Raw genomic sequence first — 892 nt, forward strand, 5'->3', positions numbered from 1 at the left:
GAGACTAAAAAGTTTTTCTTTAGCTTAGAAAATCGATTAAAATATTTTAATTTCGATAAAGTGATCCAAAATTGAAAAATAACGACTAGAATAACTCAATATTTAAAAGTATGAATTATTCAGGTCTCCTATGTAAGTAAATTCATAGCTCAGGTAGCCTAGCTTTTCTGTAACTTGGTTAAATACTTCAATATCTGGTTTTGAACCATTTAATTCTTCTGAAATAAACCAATGATTTTCAAGAATCCATCGGTTGGTGTGTAAGGTGTTTAATTTATTTCTTTGATCAATGGAAGGACCATTTGTAAGAATGAATAAGACAAAGTCAGCGGCTTGTAAATGCTCAAAGACATGAATGATTTCTGAATTAAGAGTTAAATGTTGACGGTAATATTCATTGAGTGCTTGGAATATCGTCGCTTGCTCAATACTTATTTCGTAATGAAATTTTTTATAAGTGGAAAGGATTCGGTCAAATTGGTACGCCGCTTTAGCTTTTCCCTCACGAATAAATTTCTCGTATTCAATATCAGATTGAACATCAAAGATGCGATTGAAAGATTCAAACGATGGCTGACTTTGAATCACATGTTCCTGCATCGTTTCGAATGCAGCACGGTAAAAATCACTTCTTTGGTAAAGGGTATCATCTAAGTCCCAACCAATGGTTTTAATCTGTTTCATAGTGTTTCCTTTGTAAATCTACCTTATAATATCAGGATTTATGTTTATGTAAGTATATGATAGCATGTTAATAGAGAGTTCCGAGAGTGTAAAATATTTTGTGTAAATAGAAAAAAGGAAGTCCCTTCTGTAGAATAGAGTTACCACACTAAATTCACAGAAAAGAGGACTTCCCTATGAACAATCTTACTACAGATATCTTACAGAC

The 892-nt window shown here is 32.2% G+C and carries 1 protein-coding gene; it reads right to left on the bottom strand.

All coding sequences use genetic code 11. The features are described from left to right. Positions 1–102: 102 nt before the first annotated feature. On the bottom strand, positions 103–684 hold the full coding sequence (locus ACEN33_RS12430; protein ID WP_407090985.1) for an HAD family hydrolase: 582 nt from the start codon (positions 682–684) through the stop codon (positions 103–105). Positions 685–892: the final 208 nt, after the last annotated feature.

This window comes from Ruoffia sp. FAM 24228 (genome assembly GCF_045528575.1).
Lineage (GTDB): Bacteria > Bacillota > Bacilli > Lactobacillales > Aerococcaceae > Ruoffia > Ruoffia halotolerans.

Coding starts and splice junctions, on each gene's coding strand:
- ACEN33_RS12430 (WP_407090985.1), bottom strand. CDS start 684: ATGAAACAGATTAAAACCATTGGTTGGGACTTAGATGATACCCTTTAC.